Origin of the sequence: Allofrancisella inopinata (assembly GCF_012222965.1) — a bacterium.
In the GTDB taxonomy this organism is placed as follows: domain Bacteria; phylum Pseudomonadota; class Gammaproteobacteria; order Francisellales; family Francisellaceae; genus Francisella; species Francisella inopinata.
This window is the reverse complement of record NZ_CP038241.1, coordinates 750,102-768,508: the sequence shown is the minus strand read 5'-3', so window position 1 is coordinate 768,508 and position 18,407 is coordinate 750,102. Positions and strand designations below refer to the sequence as shown.

Here is an 18,407-nt window from a genome sequence, read left to right as displayed (position 1 = left end):
TTTATCTCCAATTTCAAACATTAAATTACATTTTAAAACTATTTATATAATAAATAAAAATTAATAAAAATCAAATTTTTCTTTCAAATATTATTTATTTTTAAAAACTTAAATATTTTATAGCTTTGGTAACGTAAAATTAATGTTTAAATCTATATCAATAGCCATTACTTTACTTCTAAGCTGTTATAAAATTGGTATAGATAATAAAAAATATAAGCAAATGAACTATAAAATACTATAAATTTTTAAGTTAACAGGAAGTTTGGCTAGGCTACTTATCATAAGAACATACTATTTCCAAAAAGTTAAAATATTTTTTTATGAGTATGACAATACGGTAATGAGCCTTTTTTAAAATAGTAATCCAGATGATAATCCTCAGCAATATAAAAAGGCTTTACTTCTATAATTTTAGTAGTTACATTATAGCCTTTATCATTTAATGTTTTTTTAATATTTATTGCTATCTGTCTTTGCGTATCAGTATAGTAGAAAATTGCAGATTTATATTGTTCTCCTATATCTGGACCTTGGCCATCTACTTGTTCAAAATCATGTATTTCAAAGAAATATTTTAAAACGTCATCTAGAGACAATTTATCCTTATCAAATATAACTCTGACTACTTCTAGATATCCTGTATCACCATCACAAACTCTTTTATAATTAGGATATGGCTGATCACCACCACAATAGCCGGATTCCGCAAGGAGTATTCCATCTAATTTTTTAAAGTAATATTCCACACCCCAAAAACACCCTGCTGCTAATATAATTTCTTCTGTTTCACCAAAACCTCTAAACGGTATAAAATCCACAGACGCTGAGTTTACACAGTATCGAGTATTTAGCTGAGTATAGCCTTCACCATGGAAAATATGTCCTAAATGTCCATCACAACTATTACATAAGATCTCTATTCTACGACCATCTCTATCGGGTAGTTGCTTTACATTATCAGCGATATGAATATCATAACTAGGCCAGCCACAACTTGATATAAACTTACTATCTGATTTAAACAATGGTGTAGCACAATTCCTACAAATATAAGTTCCTTCACAATCTAGTTCATTATATCTACCAGTAAAAGACTTTTCTGTAGCTTTATTTATGATAATATCGTTTTGTAACGGAGTTAAGCTTTTAGTTTTTAGCATATAGAGTCCTAATTTCTTCAAAATAAACTTGCCTAAGAGAATTATCATATAAACTTCCACAAATGTATATTCTTCAACTATAATTTTAGCCAATAACAGCGTTACAGTAGCTCAGGGCAATTGCATTAAAAATGTCTTGACAACCTTATTATTTTACGGTTATAACCAGTAAAGTTACTATTTTTGGTAGAGTGTCCACCTAAAATGCCTATAAATACAGCTTATTTAACGAAGCTATAAATAATAAAGCGTCATTTTAATCATAATCAGTTAATTTTAGGAGATCTGAAACTGCTTGTATTGATCTTGTAAAGAAGTTAAAACTATTATAAACAAAGGATTCTAGCAAAAAATATTTTAATGCAATTGCCCTGTACAGTAGCTATGTTTAAGCCTTGAAAGGGGCTGTTGCAACTATTAAAAATTATTGCCTCTTATTAAATACACCCCATATCAAATTATACTTTAAATTTATATATTTAGCAGGGAGTAAAACAATAAAAAAGGAGTTATAATGTTTCTACTTGCTATCCACAAAGATAAATTACAAAATAATACATTTACTGCAACTGATTTGAGGAATATAACACAATCTGACATTGATCAACCAAGTATATATAATGAAGAATATTATATGATCCCTTGGTTTTCTTTGTACAAGCCAGAAGAGATAATAAATGATTTTCTAACGTATGCTTATGAATTTGAGATGCTTGATGCTAACTTAATAGAACCAACTGTTCTAAAATATAAGGATATTTATATTCAGCAATGTTTAATATACTTTCATCCAATTTTAGGTAAAGTTCCAGAACAACCACTTACTAACAAAGTTAGCGCTAACATTTTAACACACGAAGGTAGTATAAATAAGCAGCTAAAAACATTATATACTTATTTATCAAAAAAAAATGGTGGTTTGACAAATCTCCCAACAGAAGAAGTATTTAATTTTAAAACTAAACAAATTATAAATAATGAAATATTTCTTGACTTAAATAATGATATGTCGTTTATAAATGAAGCCGAATACTTTATTACATATCCATCTATACAACTTGCTTTTAAACATATAGCTATGAAAGCTAGAAATATTGCAACTGGCAATTTCGCTCGTACAAAATTACTGGTTGAAAAACTGATTAAAGATGAGAATGATCAACTTTATAAAGCACAGGTCCAAATTCTCAAAAAATGGAAAAATAAATATCAAAATGCTCTATCAGCCTTGTCACCCGAGAAGAAAGAACAACTAGAAAAAGATTTTAAAATAAAAGAACCAGACTTAATTAAAAAATTTAACAAAATACCATTAGACAAGCGATTATCTGATGGAAAAGAGATAACAGAGGAGTTATTTCTTCTGGGACAAAAGGAAAAAGATATAAAAGCACAAGAAAATCAGAAACTTACATCCTCTTTGGGCTCAAATGAATATTATAAATATTATCAGAATCTTAAGGATAATAAAATAACAAACGCCTTAAAATCATTTAAAACATTTGAACTTTTACTTAATGAGTTTATTGAAGACTTTCCAAAAATTGGTAAACAAAAAAACAATATATTTAACATTTTGCCCAAGGTTGCAATAGGTGCCATGTTGATTAATGATACGCGCAAAATCATTACCTCTGTATTAGAAAAACACAAAGATCCCGTAAAGGAATCAACAGTTTATACAGGGTCTAATTGGAATAATATCATAAGAGAAAAATATAAACTTGGAGTGCTTGGAAAAGCTCCTAGCAATAATATGACTTACAATCATTATTCTAAGCCTTCAAATATAGTAGCTGCCCGGAATAAAGCCTGTTATGAAACTGGTATGATGCTTGGAAATGGAGTAAGTGGTCATATGGCTTCTATACTAGATATTCATGACTGCCAAAAGCCTATAGAAAAAATGACAGTTGCTTGTAGCATGCTCATCTTCTGGGATAAGTTTTATGATCGACAAGTCACCAATGCACATTCATATATCGAAATTTTTGAATCTATTATGTATGAAGAAGATTATAATAATCAAACACCCAAATTGGTTTATCCTAATATTTCAGGAAATGTGTTTAATATTTTAGTTCGTTATTATGATAAGAAAATGTTTAATCCTATCGATACTTTGTCTTTTTTAACAAATACATCATTACAGAAAAAGTCTTTATTAAATAAATCAAATAGAAGTATCGATGATAATAGCATATCTACTTACCGAAAGTTTTCTAAGGAAGAAATAGATGAGCTCTCTCTCGCATTGAAACAAGGTGGGACTGTATATCTTTATTAACTCATAAATGGTTTTTACTTGTTCTCACAACTTTTAAAATTAACTTTTTGCTAGAAAATGTATTTATAAATCTTTTATTTTAGTTAATAATTTCATCTAATAATCAACTATTTACTAACATATGAAGCTAATTTCTATAAAAACAAACGCGCACTATAAGAGAAAAATTCATGATTCAAAACTTGCTTTTAAGAGTTAATTACATTGAGATACCAAAATAAATTTAGCATGAAAGTTTTATAATGAATTCTATATGGCAAAAAGGAGAAAACTTTACTCATTTATATTTGGTAACTACAGGGGGAAAGATGGTTATGCAGATAAGTTTTTTAAAGACTATTGAGCTGTTCTCTCAAGCATCCAATACTACACTTGAGCAGCTTTCAAAAGTGGCGATGAATTTTTTTTATAGAAAAAATACTTTAGTTATGGATTATGACCAGAGTTTACGAAATTTCTTATATGTAACTAATGGCTGGCTAAAACTTTTTAGAGTAAGTGTTGATGGTGAAGAAATTATTATTGATATCCTTTCACAGGATAATTATTACGGTGAATCACTTATTACAACCTCATCTAGAGAAGAAGCTTATATGGCGCATGCCATTTCTGATCTTAAGGGTTTTACTTTGCCTCTTGATAAATTAAAACAATTGTTAACGTTAGATAGCAATTTATCATTTAGCTTTTTACAAAAAATGTCGCAAAAGCAACTTTTATTAAATGCCCATATTGAACATCTATCTATCCAAAATGCTATGCAGCGTATAGGGTGTTTTTTATTAAGATTAAATAACAATGTTAATACTAATTATCAGAAAAGCACCACTATACATTTACCCTATCCAAAAAACATATTAGCCTTAAAACTTGGTATGAGACCAGAGACTTTTTCAAGAGCAATTAGCAAACTTTATACTCGTTGTGATGTTCAAATTAAGGGAGAATATGTTGATATCCCCCAACCTAAAAAGTTAATTTCTTACGTTTGTCAACATTGCTCAAAAACATTTCCTTGCAACTTACCAATTGATTAGTATTTATAATTATAAACTATGATTCTGCATTAGCATCTTTAAATAAGTCGGCTAATGAAGTCTTATCTTTTACACGATGAATAACATCTATAAGAGATAAAATACCACAGAAAGCCCCTTTTTTATTTTTTATCAACACGCGACGTATATTGTGGCGAGTCATTTGAGAAACAGCATGCTGTAATGAATCCTCTTCTTCACAAAAGACTGGATTCTTACTCATAACTTCTGTGATACAGGTTTTCTCTAGGTTTTTATTTTTTGCTATCGCTCTGACTATAATGTCTCTATCAGTGATAACACCTTTTATATCCTTATCGTCATCAACTATCGGCAAAATACCACAGTTAGATTCTTCCATTTCCTTAACAGCCTCTAATACAGTTGCGCTTTCATTTAAAGTTATAGGCTCCTTTGTCATCAAATTTGCTATTTTCATAATTACCTTCTCCTTATGTTAAATTAGTAACTTAAAATTTAACTAACTTTTTGTTTACATTCATTGATTTTAATCAATGACGCCCTTAGGAAAAATAGAGAATATAGTAGTTGCTTTTCTAACACTACCAATAGGAGGTAATTATGAATTTGCTAGCTACTAAGAAAAATGTTCCTATTAATTTAGGTCAGCGTAAAAATACACCATTTTGGTCAACAGCACAAAACGAGTTTAATAAGGCATTTAATAATATCTATGAATGGTTTGAACCATTTAGCTCCTCTATTGAACGTTTTGAAGACTTATCTCTTTGCCCTGCGGTAGATGTTGTTGATGAAAAAAATCAACTTAAAATTGAGATTGAAATGCCAGGATTAGGTGAAGAGGATATTAAAGTTTCCATAGACAATGGAATTTTAACAGTTAAAGGAGAAAAAACCACGTCCAGGCAAGATAAAGATAAAAACTATATGATGCGTGAAATTAATTACGGCAGTTATGAACGTAGTCTATCTTTGCCTGATACAGTAGATACTGATAAAGCTAAAGCATCATTTAAAAAAGGGATGCTTTGGGTAGTATTACCTAAAAAACCTGAATGCACTAAAGAATCTAAAACCATTGAAGTTGAAAAAGTATTGTAACTTGATAAACCCTTAACACCTGGATGCACTTTTGTACACCGTTTATTAAATAAATGATAGTGTAACGTACTTTTATACTTAATCAGAGATTTTAATTTTAAAGTAACTATATAAAACACACTATTAGTATATTTATATTAAACAATTTATAAATTTTATACAAATTAATTATTTTTAGTTTTGTTTATTTTAAAATAATGTATAATTATGTAATTATTTTAATATCACATATAAATTACAAATATGATTAGCATTTTTTTAATGAAACGCCTTGGATACACTATCAACGAAGGCGGAATGTGCTATGGTGTAGCTTTTATGGCAATACAGGCTATTATTAGAAACGATATTAATACGTATGTTAACAGATTAAAGTTTATTAATGGTTATGACAATAAGTTAAGAAATTATAAAGTTATAAATCTGAATCCACTGCCTGAACATCATGACTTAGATACTATATATATAAACCCCTCAAATAAAAAATATAGTTTTCACTATAATAAAGAAGGTACCCTTGAACTTATAACAGGTAAATTGCCAGCTGAAATTGCAAATGAAATTAATTCAATTTCACCACCTTTAATAATACCTAGCAAAGAAGGATTAAAAAAGTTAAAAGATTTTTTTGCCATCGAACTATTAGTTCGTGATATTAACAAAGCTGAGGAAGACAGATTTAATAAAGACAAACCACAATCTCAACAAAGTCTTATTGTAATAGATAAATTATTAAGCATAAAACCTTGGCTTGAGGGGATAGCTGTATATCATGGCTTAAAAAGCCCAAAAGATCTTAGTGTAGAAGAAGAGGCGGTATGGAATAAAAACTTTAACACCTGGGATGGAGATAATAAACCATTTACATTTAAAGACTATAATCTTGGTAGGGAGTTGTTTAAACAACCAAAACACTCGCAAGAAAACAGGCCAAATCTTCGTCGTACCATATCAAACCTAGGTAACCGTGGAAGTATACAAAAAAATAAAGTGCTAAAGCGTAGTAATAGTGCAACAAACTTTAACTTAACCTTATTCGGTGAGCAAGAGCAAGAAAAAGAAAGGCAGAAAGATAATTCTATTTATTTACTAAAGAAACACTTAGGTCTCTATACTAAAGATAATGCCTGGGGTCTAATAAAAAAATTCTTAATTAATGAAAAGCCTACTGCATGTTTACTTGGTAGAAATCGCCATGTTATTGCAATTGGGGGTTCAAATGAAATGGGTTACCATTTAATTGACCATGACACATATAAGCGGCTTACCTTTTCTGACGTTCATTTGCAAAATGGATGTAATATATTAGAGTCCTTATTTAGGGAAACAATTTCAGACGCTAATCAAGAGTATGCAATTTCTATTTTAGTATTTGGAGTAGAACGATCTGGTGATAACCCAGTTGTTCCAGAGGAGGGTTTTGACGAACCTAAAAGTGATTATTGGAAAAATTTATTACCAATCCCCAAAAGTGACAATGCTGGATTATTATATTTAGCCTTGGGAAATGGTCATGCAGCAGCTGTTACAGCTTATATTAACGCCATAAATAGTATTAATGATATTAGCATTGATAAGAAAATAGAATTATTGGCTGCTAAAAACGAAAACGAAACCCCTGGACTTTACATGGCTTTACGAAAGGGTCATGCAGCAGCTGTTACAGTTTATATTAACGCTATAAATAGTATTAGGGGTATTAACATTGCTAAGAAAATAGAGTTATTGGCTGCTAAAAGCAAAGATAAGTTCCCTGGACTTTACGTGGCTTTACGAAAGGGTCATGCAGCAGCTGTTACAGCTTATATTAACGCTATAAATAGTATTAGGGGTATTAACATTGCTAAGAAAATAGAGTTATTGGCTGCTAAAAGCAAAGATAAGTTACCTGGACTTTACGTGGCTTTACTAGAGGGCCATACATTAGCTGTTACAGCTTATATTAACGCTATAAATAATATTAGTGGCATTAACACCGCTAAGAAAATAGAGTTATTGGCTACTAAAAACAAACGTGGGTTCCCCGGGCTTTACTCGGCTTTACAAAATGGTCATGCAGCAGCTGTTACAGCTTATATTAACGCTATAAATGGTATTAGTGGTATTAGCCTTGCTAAGAAAATATGGTTACTGGCTGCTAAAAGCAAAAATGGGACCCCTGGGCTTTACATGGCTTTACATGGCTTTACAAAATGGTCATACATCAGCTGTTACAGCTTATATTAACGCCATAAATAATATTAGTGGTATTAACATTGCTAAAAAAATAAAGTTATTGGCTGCTAAAGACAAAGATATGTTCCCAGGACTTTACATGGCTTTAGAAAATGGTCATGCAGATACAGTTGCTGTCTATTTAAAGATTAATGACTATGATAATAGTTATGCAAATTATATAATGAAAGAATATAAAGGTAGTCGCAAAAATTTTAAAAACCAACTATTAAACTGGGCACAAAGCTACAAACCAGAAGAAGAAAAGAATAAAAGAAACTATAAATTACTTGTTACTCTTCTTTCTTTTAATAGAAATTTTATAAGCAAAAATCCCACAAAATCAATGCTATACTTAAACGCAATAAATCATTGGAATTAAATTTAACTATAAATTCAAAAGATTTGATTTTGGTAAAACATTAAACCTTATAAAGAAAAGTTATTTACATGTGTCCATAATGGGACTGTTGAAAGCTGAAATTAGGCAAATAATAATAAGGCAAAAATATTTGAAAAAGCGCAGTTTACATCTTCATATACTAAATATTTAATTACCGGCTTCAAATAGTAATCCGTTTATAACAATCCGATGATTAATATTACTATTTAAACTAATAAGTAAAAAACATACAATAACTACAAAAGTAAAAAACATACTACCTCAAATGCAGACTTTGACTCAAAAGCTCCAAAAAGAAATAAAAAAATTACACTCAAACCAAGGTAGAAAAAAATCTCAATTTTACATAATCGAAGGACTAAGATGTTGCCAAGAGGCATTAGTTAGGCTCGATAAAACCCAAATTGCGGCACTTATATTGACTAAAGAAAGTGATAATGAAAGCTACGATATAGAGCAAAAATTTATCGTTTCTGAAAAAGAGTTTACTGAGCTTTCTCAAACACATAACTCCCAGGAAATCATGCTACTTGCATATAAACCAAAAGTTAAGAATCTAAAATTTAATGATGATTTTTTATTAGTCTTAGATCGTATCCAAGATCCTGGCAATATGGGGACAGTATTACGCACTGCTATTGCTGTTGGGCTAACGGAAGTCGCGCTTATAAATGGTACTGTAGATCCTTTTAACCCTAAAGCAATACGTGCTGGCATGGGAGCTCAGTTTAGTCTAAATTTCGGTTTTTTTGGAGATTTGAAAGAACTTTGTAATCATTCCCAGATAAAACAACGTCAAGTATGGTTAACCACCCCTCACGAGGGAGTATCTTGCTACGATCAAAGTTTTAAACTTAATAACAGTGTTTTAGTTTTTGGTGAAGAAGCTAATGGTATAGTAGATTTCTCCGTTGGACAAAAAACTATGATTCCAACACTTAGCAATATAGAGTCACTCAATGTGGCTCAAGCTGCTACAATATATTTGTTTGAGAGTTTAAGACAAAAATTAATAATTTCGTGATACTATTTTAGAATGTTTTAAAGAAAGTTAGTTAACAATATCCTTATCCGCTACAGCTAGGTGTAAATAATGAAGATGTTTATCATATTGGTTAATAATATCAGCTATAACCTGCTCTTTTGAGTAACCCATAATGTCATAATACTGACCACCATGACTTAGAAAAACTTCCACTCTAGTATATTTATCAATATCATCATCTCTATAACTAGGGGAGTCATAAACTCTAAGCATAACTGTATATACAAAATTATCTGAATTTATCTTAGAAATTATCAAATGAATTTGCTCTTTTCCTAAGTCTACTTTTGTGTCTAACCCAGTTTGTTGCATTTTATTAGCTACTTCTAGTATAGCTGGTTTTACAATTTCTTTTAGAAACTCTCGGGCTTGATTTTTTGTTGGTTTATTAACTATAGCTGCTAACCTGTCTTGCCAAGATGTATTTGCCTTAACGTACTGAACAACTGTTGAGTGAGTTTCGATACTCTTTATACGTAAGTAATCTAACCTTAGACTATTTATAAGAGATATACACATAAAAAAAAGTATAAATAATAATGGAAAAGCACTGATTATAGTTGCAGCTTGCAGTGCTTGCAACCCTCCTGCTAAGAGCAAAGATATAGCTAGCAAACCACTTAGTATAGACCAAGAAATGCGATGTGCCGTAATTGATTCTTTAGCATTACCTGTTGCTAGTATATCTATAACTAAAGAGCCACTATCTGCTGAAGTTACAAAAAATGTTATAACCAAAAATACAGCTAAAATAGACGCAAAAGTAGAAAATGGAAAAAATCTTAAAAACTCAAATAAAGCTACAGGAATATTATTTTGAGAAGCATTTATTAACTCTGAGCCTGCTCCACTCATAACTATATTAATAGCTGAATTACCAAAAATAGTCATCCATAAAAATGTAAAACCAACCGGAATAAATAAAACGCCTACGACAAATTCTCTAATAGTTCTACCTTTTGAAACTTTAGCAATAAACATCCCAACAAACGGCGACCAAGCTATCCACCAACCCCAATAAAATAAAGTCCAACTTTTTAACCAAGTCTGATTGTTTTTATTGTAAGCATATAAATTAAAAGTTTTATTAACAATAGTGCTTAAGTAGTAACCTATGTTTTGGAAATAATCTTTTATAAGGTCTGTAGTGTGACCAAAAAACAATACAAAAGCTAGTAACGCTAACGCTAAGATAATATTAAAATTACTAAGAAATTTGATTCCTTTATCTAGTCCTAAGGCTACTGAAACTGTAGCTAGAAAAACGATAAAAACTATGTAGATTACTTGCATATTTATATTATCTGGAATTCCTATCAAAAAATTAATTCCAGCACTAACCTGCATAGCACCAAAGCCTAAGGATGTAGCGACTCCAAAGAGTGTACCTAGTATAGCAAATATATCCACCGCATGACCTATAGGACCATAAATATGCTTACCTAATATTGGATATAGTATAGACCTAGGCAATAATGGCAAGTCATGACGATATGCAAAGTAGGCTAATGATAACCCAACTATAGCATAGACAGACCAAGCCTCTACTCCCCAGTGAAAGAAAGTAATATTCATAGCTTCTTGTGCTAAATAAAATTGGTCTAGTGACTGATCAGGTGGAGCTAGATAGTGTTGCAAAGGTTCTGCAACACCGTAAAACATAAGTCCAATACCCATACCCGCAGCAAAAAGCATAGCAAACCAAGAAATATTGCTATACTGAGGTAAGTCATGTTCTTGACCTAATTTTATATCCCCAAACCTGCTAAACATTAGAAATATGCATAAACAAACAAATATACTCATCCCTAGTATATATAGCCACCCTAGGTTACTTAAAATTAAATTTTGTATCGCTCCCATATATTTTGAGAATATAGTTGGAGCAAATATTCCCATCAAAGAAAAGATAACAGCTAAAATAATAGCTGGATAAAATACCGGTGCATATGCGCCTTTGTTACGTTCTATCATTTTTAGTTTTTTTATATTAAGGGTACTTATTAACTTAACATAATAAAAACTAATAATCAAAGTGGTTAAAAATAGTAACTAGATTTTGGTTTAACTATTATTCCCTTGTAGATTCTAACTCTTCCAAAGCCTCAAACCACTCTAACTCTATTTTATCTATTTGCTCTTTTAATTTTGTATGCTCTGACAAAGTTTTCTGTAATTTTTCTTTATTATCATACAGATTTTGGTTTTGTAATTGTTTTTCTATAACTAGATTTTGTTGTTGTAGCTTACCTAAACTTTTTTCTAATTTTTTAACTTTGTCTTGGAGGGGTTTAAACTGTTTTCTTTTATCTGCTGAAAACTTACGATTTTCTTTTTTAGTATCTACATTTTGGGATTCCAAGGAAACATTATTCTCCAGCTTTTTAATTTCTAAAATATACTTATAATAATCATGCATATCACCATCAAAAGCTTTAACACTTCCCTGCCCAACTAACATATATTCATCAACGGTAGACTCTAACAGAAATCTATCATGTGAAACTAGAATAATAGCTCCCTGGAAACTTTGTAATGCTACTGTCAAAGCTTCACGTACGCCAATATCTAAATGGTTTGTCGGTTCATCAAGTAGTAAAAAGTTTGGTTCTTGATAAACTATCATCGCCAAAGCTAACCTTGCTTTTTCACCACCAGAAAAACTGACTACTTTAGCTAAAGCTTTATCTCCTGTAAAGTTAAAACTCCCCAGAAATGTTCTAAGTTTTTCTTGGGTAGCTTTCATATCTAACCTTTGCATATGTAACAAAGGACTAGCTTGCATATCTAACATATCTAAAGAATGTTGTGAAAAATACCCTACTCTAAGATTTGGGTGCTTTTCAATCTTACCTGAAAGTATATCTATTTCACCAATTAGAGATTTAATCAGAGTTGATTTACCAGCACCATTTAGACCCAAAAGCCCTATACGCATTTCATTATAAATAACCAAATTTATATTATTTAAAACCTTATTTTGAAAGTACCCCAAATCTGTATTTTGTAAACTGACAAGTGTGCCATTTAAATGCTCTTTTGGTTGCTTAAACTCAAAACTAAATTCTGACTCAGTTTTTATAGCTTCTATGCGTTGGATTTTATCAAGCATTTTAACGCGGCTTTGAGCTTGTTTAGCTTTTGAAGCTTTAGCTTTAAAGCGATTAATAAAACTCTCTAAATGCTCTATATGCTTTTGTTGTTTTTCAAACTGCTTTTGTTGAAGAACCTTTTGTTCATAAGATTGTTTTTCAAAAGATGAATAATTACCCGTATATGCAACTATCTTTTTTTCATCTATGTGAAAAACCTGCTTAACAACGTTGTCTAAAAAAATCCTATCATGCGAAATAAGCAACAAAGAACCTTTATATTCTTGCAAATATTGCTCTAACCATAAAACTGCATCTAAATCCAAATGGTTTGTAGGTTCGTCAAGCAGCAAAATATCTGACTCTTGTAAAAGTGCTTGAGCAAGGTTTAACCTTATCTGCCAACCACCAGATAGCTCTTTTACTTTTTGTTCTAATTGACTAATACTAAACCCTAAACCAGCTAAAAGCTTACTAGCTTGAGACTCTATAGTATAACCACCTAATGATTCATATTCCTCATGGTATTTAGAATACTCAACAAAATCTTCTTTATCTAAAGCTTCTGCCATCTTATGTTTTAAAGATCTTATAGATTCAACACCATTAATCACATAGTCTATAACTTTAATTTCAAAATCATCAACTTCCTGTTTAACCGTAACTATACGCGTATTTTTAGCTATCTCTATATCACCTTTATCAGGTGAAATATTTGCTTGTATCAGGTTGAAAAGTGTAGTTTTACCGGTACCATTCTTACCCACCAAACCTATTTTTTGATTTTGGAAAATAGAAAAGTTAATATCATTAAATAACTCTTTTATCTCAACTTGATAAGAAACATTTTTAAAGAAAATCATTTAGTTGTACTTTTTATATTTATTAGGAGTAATTATATATAGTTAATTCATTATAAAAAAGTCACGCTAGGTTAATTTTAGCATCCCGCCATAAGTATTGGTTTTATTGATGTTTTATAATCTATAAGATGATATAAAAACCGATTACTTTATTGTACTATTTATAAATAAACAGTTTATATAAAAAAAAGTATGTTAGAGATAGTAACTATCTTATATGATGAGTTTGAGACCTTAGATGTATTTGGACCAATTGAAGTCTTAGGAAGCTTCAAAAATGATTTTAAACCAAACTATTATTCAATTAATGGCGGTATAGTCACTAGTAGCCAAGCAGTAGAAATAAATACTAAAGATTTCTCTAAAATAACTTCAAACGATTATGTTTTATTTGTACCGGGCGGCATGGGTACTCGTCAGCTAATTCATAATAAAAAATTGATCACTGAACTTACTAGACTAGCAAATAATGCTAAATATATTTTTACAGTTTGTACTGGTTCTTCTTTATTTTCTCAAACAAAGTTACTTGATGGGAAAAAAGCCACCTCAAATAAGAAAGCTTTAAACTGGACAAAATCTATAGCTGCTGATGTTATATGGATAGACAAAGCAAGGTGGATTAAAGATGGTAATATCTATACAAGCTCAGGAGTTAGTGCCGGCATAGATATGAGTTTGGGCTTTGTCGCTGATTTACTAGGTTATGAGGTAGCAAAACAAAAAAGTATTGAAATAGAATATAATTGGTATGAAGACTCTAACATAGATCCTTTTGCAGATATTTATAAGTAAAAAATCATGAGTAAAATAAGAAAAATCATACATATTGATATGGATTATTTCTTTGCTCAGATAGAAGAAAAAGCAAATCCAAGCCTAAAAAATAAACCTTTTGCTGTTGGTGGCACAAATCCCAAACGTGGTGTAATATCAACTTGTAACTATATCGCACGTAAATACGGTGTACATTCAGCAATGCCAACGTCTATAGCGATGCAAAAATGTCCCAGCCTTATACTTTTAAATACAGATTTCACAAAATATAAGGCAGCTTCTGCTAGTATTAGAGAAATATTTCATTCTTTTACAGATAAGGTTGAACCACTATCTCTTGATGAAGCTTATATCGATGTCACTGATATAGCAGACTACCAAAATAGTGCCACTCTAATTGCTCAAGCAATAAAAAAACAAATATTTGAAAAAACTGGCTTAACTGGCTCTGCTGGAATAGCCCCAAATAAACTTTTAGCAAAAATAGCTAGTGATATAAATAAACCAAATGGTTTATATGTAATAACGCCAAAACAAGTCGATGATTTTATAAAAGACTTACCTGTTAAAAAACTCTTTGGTGTTGGTAAAGTATCTCAAGAGAAGCTAAAAAGCATGAATGTTGAAACTTGTTCACAATTGCAACAACTTAGCTTAAATACTCTTATAGAAAAATTTGGTAAGTTTGGTAGTAGTTTATACAACTATGCTAGAGGTATTGATAACCGTATAGTTAACCCCATTCATATCCGTAAATCTATAAGTGTTGAAAATACCTATTTAGATGATCTAAAAACCTTAGAGGCTTGTCTAGAAAAACTACCTAGCTTATATCAAAAGCTAGCTAGTCGGATATCAGAAAATCATTACAAATGTATAGTTGGCATATTTGTCAAGTTTACTGACACTAAATTTAATAAAACTAGTGTGACTAGAGTCTCTAGAGCTATAGATAGAGAGATCTTCACAAATCTAATAATCGAGCTTTATAAAAAGCAAACTTACCCGATTCGTTTAATAGGTATTGGCATCAGACTTGGGGAGATTGATGATAGGCAGATGGAGCTGTTTTGAAAAAGGTATTATACAAAGACAGTTGCAAAAGTTTATTAAGTTTGTAGGACTAAACATCTAGTCTACTGCTAAGCTAAGCTAACCTATCTGTAGCAATATGGTAATCTTCATCTTCTAAGATATTTAATTCTACTAAGTTACCCGCTTTACCTAGTAAAATTTTACATTCTTGATTTAAATGGCGTAAATGCAATCTTTTACCAAGCTTAGTATATTTATCAGCAACCCACTGGATAGCATCTATAGCAGACTGGTCAGCTACACGTGAGTATTTAAAGTCAATTATTACTTCTTCTGGATCTTTAGCAAATTTAAATAAACCTTTAAAACTAGTTGTAGAGCTAAAGAACAAAGGTCCATGAATAATGTACTCTTTTTCACCATTCTCATTAGTCCTCTCTGCTGCCCAAATATTCTTAGCTGTCTCCCATGAAAATACTAATGAAGCTATAATAATACCAATAACAACTGCTATTGCTAAATCAAACATCACTGTAGTGATTGTCACTACTATAATCAATAACACATCTTTTTTAGGAACTCTACGCATCATTTTAAAAGAAGCCCACTCAAAAGTTTCTATTACAACCATCATCATCACACCGATTAATGCCGCTAATGGAATTATTTTAATCAAAGGCATTGCAGCAATAATAAATATAAGTAAAAATACACCTGCTGTGATTCCTGATAAACGCCCTCGCCCGCCAGAAGATATATTGATCATACTTTGACCAATCATAGCACAACCGCCCATACCCTTAAAAAAGCTAGATACGATATTTCCAACCCCTTGAGCAATACATTCTTTATTACCTCTACCACGGGTTTGTGTACGCTCATCAATAAAAACCAAAGTCATCAAAGATTCTGATAAACCGATAATAGCCAATATAAATGCATATGGCACAATGATTTTAAGTGTCTCTAAAGATAAAGGAATATGAGGAATACTAAAACCATGTGATACCGTGTCCCCACTCATTGCCATTAGACTACCTACTGTTGGCATACTAACACTTGCTGGCATTGGTACAAATACTACTATCAAAGTAACAACTATAATAGCTGTAAGTGCTGAAGGCAAAAGTTTTGTAAAACGAGGTAAATAATGAGTAATCGCCATAGCTAAAAGTACTAAACTAATCATAATCCAGAGGCTAGCTCCACTAATCCATACAGAAGGTTCAACTCCTGGTGGTGAAATCCTAAAAGATTGGATTTGTGATATAAAGATCACTATTGCTAAACCATTAACAAAACCTACCATCACAGATTTAGGCATCATACGTATAAACTTACCCAAACCTAAAACCCCTATTACAACCTCTATAACACCAGTAAGTAAAACTGTTGCCATTAGGTAGCTTAAACCAGTTACAGGATCACCTGGAAATAACAACATTATAGATATCATAACTATAGCCATTGAGCCAGTAGCTCCAGATATCATACCAGGGCGGCCGCCTATAATAGCTGTTATTATACACATAAAAAAAGCTCCCCACAGTCCTACTGTTGGGTTAACTCCTGCTACTAAAGAAAAAGCTACTGCTTCTGGAACCAAAGCTAAAGCTACGGTTAAACCAGATAAAAAATCTACCCTATAACTGCCACCAAATGGCATCAAAAAATTATTAATACTTTGTTTCATTTTTATTTGTTACCTCAAAATATTTTAAAATTAAAAAGAATGCTTCAAAAATACCCTTTTACGTATAAATATTAATCGTAAATACAGACTTAACGAAAAAAATTAAAACTAAGGTGGAGTAACAAATTTCATTATTTTGAATCTATAGTTTTTTTATTTATTAATAAATAATATAGCAAAAAACAGCTAGTATCAAAGCATAGTAGCTACATAGTTACATGATCCAATCAAATATTATTTCCATTTGTAGTAAATACTATCTTTGAAAAAACATACAGGTTAAACTAATTATGGATATTGTATTAGTCTAAGGAGATTTTGATATGCCAGTTATGTCTGATAGTCTAGGTGAGGTTTTTGTAAAAGATGGAGCATTATATGGAGCTCAAACTCAAAGAGCTATAGATAACTTTAAAATTAGCAATCTACAAATGCCTAAGAATTTTATAAATGCTGTCTTATATATAAAAGAAGCTGCTGCTATAGTTAACTATAACTCAAACAAGCTAGCTTTTGAAAAGTCTCAATCAATACAAAAATCCTGCCAAGAACTAAGAAACGGAGATTATTCTAATCAATTTCCTTTAGATGTATTCCAAACAGGCTCAGGTACTAGTACTAATATGAATGTTAATGAAGTCATTTCTGGATTTGCAAAAGAAAAATTTGGAATAACTTTAGACCCAAATGATGATGTCAATATGAGCCAAAGCAGTAATGATACAATTCCTACAGCTATAACAGTTTCTTCGCTCTTATTAGTCAAAAGAGACTTGATGCCTAAGCTAGAAAAGCTTATCAAGGTATGTAAAACTAAAGAAAAAGAATTAAAAGGATGTGTTAAAACTGGTAGAACTCACTTAATGGATGCTATGCCTATAGATTTTTCTCAGGAAATATCAGGCTGGAGATTTCAATTTGAAGAAAATTTACAAAGAATACAAAACTGTATTCCTAGGTTTTGTAAATTAGCTCAAGGTGGGACAGCTGTTGGTACAGGAATTAACACACCAAAACATTTTGCTAAAGAAATAGCAAAAACCATTTCTGAAATTACAGGTGTTAGCTTTGAGCCTAGCCAAAACCATTTTGCTTTGATAAGTGGTCAAGAAAACAGCTTAGAACTTTCCTCATGCTTAAAAAATACTGCCTCAACGCTTATGAAAGTTTCAAATGATTTAAGGATAATGAATAGTGGCCCACTCTCTGGATTTAATGAAATAGAGCTACAAGCTCTACAACCTGGAAGTAGTATAATGCCAGGTAAAGTAAACCCAGTGATACCAGAGGCTGTATGTATGGCTTGTGCTCAGGTTATTGGTAATGATACTTGTATTACAATTGGAGCTCAGAGCGGGCTATTTCAATTAAATGTTATGTTACCTGTTATAGCTTACAATCTACTTCAAAGTATATCTTTGGTAGCAAATTCAGCAGAACACTTAGCTGAAAAAGCTATAGCTACTTTTAAAGTTAGAGAAGACAACATACAAAAAACTGTTTCTAGAAATCCTATACTAGCCACAGCTCTTAACGAACACATTGGATATAAAAAAGCAGCTGAAATAGCTAAAAAAGCTTATAAAGAAAATAAATCCATACTAGAAGTTGCTTTAGCTGAAACAGATATAAAAGAGACAGAATTAAAAGAAATATTAGATCCTAATAAGCTTATTTGTAAAAGTCTAGACTAATTCACAACTGTATAAGTACTT

14 protein-coding genes are annotated in these 18,407 nt (G+C 31.0%); 9 read left to right on the top strand and 5 right to left on the bottom strand.

What is annotated here, in order from left to right; all coding sequences use genetic code 11:
• Nucleotides 1–308 precede the first annotated feature (308 nt).
• Nucleotides 309–1,163 carry a bifunctional methionine sulfoxide reductase B/A protein gene (locus E4K63_RS03515; protein ID WP_133940624.1) on the bottom strand — a complete coding sequence of 285 codons (855 nt, stop codon included), beginning with the start codon at nucleotides 1,161–1,163 and terminating at the stop codon, nucleotides 309–311.
• A 514-nt stretch (nucleotides 1,164–1,677) separates the two neighbouring features.
• Between E4K63_RS03515 and E4K63_RS03510 the strand changes: the two genes are divergently transcribed.
• Nucleotides 1,678–3,450 (top strand): hypothetical protein, encoded by a 1,773-nt coding sequence (locus tag E4K63_RS03510; protein WP_133940622.1) that lies wholly within the window; start codon nucleotides 1,678–1,680, stop codon nucleotides 3,448–3,450.
• Nucleotides 3,451–3,692: 242 nt separating this feature from the next.
• Nucleotides 3,693–4,487, top strand: a complete 795-nt coding sequence (locus E4K63_RS03505) for a Crp/Fnr family transcriptional regulator (protein ID WP_133940621.1) — start codon at nucleotides 3,693–3,695, stop codon at nucleotides 4,485–4,487.
• 16 nt (nucleotides 4,488–4,503) lie between these two features.
• Here E4K63_RS03505 and E4K63_RS03500 read toward each other — a convergent pair whose 3' ends face one another.
• Nucleotides 4,504–4,926 carry a CBS domain-containing protein gene (locus E4K63_RS03500; RefSeq protein ID WP_133940619.1) on the bottom strand — a complete coding sequence of 141 codons (423 nt, stop codon included), beginning with the start codon at nucleotides 4,924–4,926 and terminating at the stop codon, nucleotides 4,504–4,506.
• Nucleotides 4,927–5,069: 143 nt separating this feature from the next.
• On the opposite strand from E4K63_RS03500, the gene E4K63_RS03495 reads away from it, so the two are divergent.
• The 4 genes from E4K63_RS03495 (at nucleotide 5,070) to E4K63_RS03480 (ending at nucleotide 9,211) form a co-directional block, all read left to right on the top strand.
• Nucleotides 5,070–5,570, top strand: a complete 501-nt coding sequence (locus E4K63_RS03495) for an Hsp20/alpha crystallin family protein (RefSeq protein ID WP_133940617.1) — start codon at nucleotides 5,070–5,072, stop codon at nucleotides 5,568–5,570.
• Between the two features lie 261 nt (nucleotides 5,571–5,831).
• Nucleotides 5,832–7,796: a hypothetical protein gene (locus tag E4K63_RS03490; protein WP_133940615.1), complete on the top strand. Its 1,965-nt coding sequence runs from the start codon at nucleotides 5,832–5,834 to the stop codon at nucleotides 7,794–7,796.
• On the top strand, nucleotides 7,750–8,166 hold the full coding sequence (locus E4K63_RS03485) for a hypothetical protein (RefSeq protein ID WP_133940613.1): 417 nt from the start codon (nucleotides 7,750–7,752) through the stop codon (nucleotides 8,164–8,166). The genes E4K63_RS03490 and E4K63_RS03485 overlap by 47 nt, the downstream gene beginning before the upstream one ends.
• Nucleotides 8,167–8,452: 286 nt before the next feature.
• Nucleotides 8,453–9,211, top strand: coding sequence for a TrmH family RNA methyltransferase (locus tag E4K63_RS03480; protein ID WP_133940611.1), 759 nt, complete (start codon nucleotides 8,453–8,455; stop codon nucleotides 9,209–9,211).
• A 27-nt stretch (nucleotides 9,212–9,238) separates the two neighbouring features.
• Here the strand turns inward: E4K63_RS03480 and E4K63_RS03475 are convergent, their stop codons facing one another.
• Together E4K63_RS03475 and E4K63_RS03470 are read right to left on the bottom strand one after the other, a co-directional pair.
• Entirely contained in the window at nucleotides 9,239–11,203 is a 1,965-nt protein-coding gene (locus E4K63_RS03475) for a BCCT family transporter (protein WP_133940754.1), read from the bottom strand.
• A gap of 100 nt (nucleotides 11,204–11,303) precedes the next feature.
• Nucleotides 11,304–13,187 (bottom strand): ABC-F family ATP-binding cassette domain-containing protein, encoded by a 1,884-nt coding sequence (locus E4K63_RS03470; RefSeq protein WP_133940609.1) that lies wholly within the window; start codon nucleotides 13,185–13,187, stop codon nucleotides 11,304–11,306.
• A gap of 192 nt (nucleotides 13,188–13,379) precedes the next feature.
• Between E4K63_RS03470 and E4K63_RS03465 the strand changes: the two genes are divergently transcribed.
• Nucleotides 13,380–13,982 (top strand): DJ-1/PfpI family protein, encoded by a 603-nt coding sequence (locus tag E4K63_RS03465; RefSeq protein ID WP_133940607.1) that lies wholly within the window; start codon nucleotides 13,380–13,382, stop codon nucleotides 13,980–13,982.
• Between the two features lie 6 nt (nucleotides 13,983–13,988).
• Nucleotides 13,989–15,038, top strand: a complete 1,050-nt coding sequence (dinB, locus tag E4K63_RS03460; RefSeq protein WP_133940605.1) for a DNA polymerase IV — start codon at nucleotides 13,989–13,991, stop codon at nucleotides 15,036–15,038.
• A gap of 73 nt (nucleotides 15,039–15,111) precedes the next feature.
• On the opposite strand, the gene E4K63_RS03455 is transcribed toward dinB, so the two are convergent.
• Nucleotides 15,112–16,692, bottom strand: coding sequence for a SulP family inorganic anion transporter (locus E4K63_RS03455; RefSeq protein ID WP_133940603.1), 1,581 nt, complete (start codon nucleotides 16,690–16,692; stop codon nucleotides 15,112–15,114).
• A 323-nt stretch (nucleotides 16,693–17,015) separates the two neighbouring features.
• Here E4K63_RS03455 and E4K63_RS03450 point away from each other — a divergent pair, with 323 nt between their 5' ends.
• Nucleotides 17,016–18,386, top strand: a complete 1,371-nt coding sequence (locus E4K63_RS03450; RefSeq protein WP_133940601.1) for a class II fumarate hydratase — start codon at nucleotides 17,016–17,018, stop codon at nucleotides 18,384–18,386.
• Nucleotides 18,387–18,407 lie beyond the last annotated feature (21 nt).

Bases quoted from the DNA above. Each gene is read 5' to 3' on its own strand.
- E4K63_RS03515 (WP_133940624.1), bottom strand. From the start codon at position 1,163: ATGCTAAAAACTAAAAGCTTAACTCCGTTACAAAACGATATTATCATA.
- E4K63_RS03510 (WP_133940622.1), top strand. From the start codon at position 1,678: ATGTTTCTACTTGCTATCCACAAAGATAAATTACAAAATAATACATTT.
- E4K63_RS03505 (WP_133940621.1), top strand. From the start codon at position 3,693: ATGAATTCTATATGGCAAAAAGGAGAAAACTTTACTCATTTATATTTG.
- E4K63_RS03500 (WP_133940619.1), bottom strand. From the start codon at position 4,926: ATGAAAATAGCAAATTTGATGACAAAGGAGCCTATAACTTTAAATGAA.
- E4K63_RS03495 (WP_133940617.1), top strand. From the start codon at position 5,070: ATGAATTTGCTAGCTACTAAGAAAAATGTTCCTATTAATTTAGGTCAG.
- E4K63_RS03490 (WP_133940615.1), top strand. From the start codon at position 5,832: ATGAAACGCCTTGGATACACTATCAACGAAGGCGGAATGTGCTATGGT.
- E4K63_RS03485 (WP_133940613.1), top strand. From the start codon at position 7,750: ATGGCTTTACAAAATGGTCATACATCAGCTGTTACAGCTTATATTAAC.
- E4K63_RS03480 (WP_133940611.1), top strand. From the start codon at position 8,453: ATGCAGACTTTGACTCAAAAGCTCCAAAAAGAAATAAAAAAATTACAC.
- E4K63_RS03470 (WP_133940609.1), bottom strand. From the start codon at position 13,187: ATGATTTTCTTTAAAAATGTTTCTTATCAAGTTGAGATAAAAGAGTTA.
- E4K63_RS03465 (WP_133940607.1), top strand. From the start codon at position 13,380: ATGTTAGAGATAGTAACTATCTTATATGATGAGTTTGAGACCTTAGAT.
- dinB (WP_133940605.1), top strand. From the start codon at position 13,989: ATGAGTAAAATAAGAAAAATCATACATATTGATATGGATTATTTCTTT.
- E4K63_RS03455 (WP_133940603.1), bottom strand. From the start codon at position 16,692: ATGAAACAAAGTATTAATAATTTTTTGATGCCATTTGGTGGCAGTTAT.
- E4K63_RS03450 (WP_133940601.1), top strand. From the start codon at position 17,016: ATGCCAGTTATGTCTGATAGTCTAGGTGAGGTTTTTGTAAAAGATGGA.